Annotated in this window: 1 protein-coding gene; it reads left to right on the top strand. The window is 72.3% G+C overall.

Annotated elements, in window-relative coordinates:
• The coding region (locus tag EN851_RS34450) for a glycosyltransferase family A protein (RefSeq protein WP_135931063.1) at window positions 1–379 on the top strand (379 nt) is incomplete at both ends.

The following is a 379-nucleotide window of genomic DNA, read 5'->3' as shown; positions in this document are numbered from 1 at the left end:
CTGCCTTTCCGGCCGAGCTGGCGGTGGTCGACAATGGCTCGCGCGACGGCACGCCGGAACGCCTGGCCTCGATCGCCGAGAAATCGAAGGTGCCCATGACCGCCCTCTCCGCGCCACGGCCCGGGCTGGCGGCGGCGCGCAATTCCGGACTGGCGCGGGCACGCGGGCGGGTGCTGGTGTTCGTCGACGACGACTGCCGGCTCGACGGCAGCTACCTCGCCGACCTGGAGCGGCATTATGCGAGCGGCGAGAAATGGCTGATCCGCGGCGGCCGCGTCGAGATCGGCGACGCGCTCGACCTGCCCTTCACCGTCAAGCGCTGCGACCAGCGCGAGCGGCTGACGCACGCCGTCCATCCGGGCGGCTTCGTGCTCGGCTG

Source organism: Mesorhizobium sp. M8A.F.Ca.ET.208.01.1.1, from assembly GCF_004791315.1.
Taxonomy (GTDB): Bacteria; Pseudomonadota; Alphaproteobacteria; order Rhizobiales; family Rhizobiaceae; genus Mesorhizobium.
The sequence above is the reverse complement of the archived record's forward strand: the minus strand, read 5'-3'. Positions and strand labels throughout refer to the sequence as shown.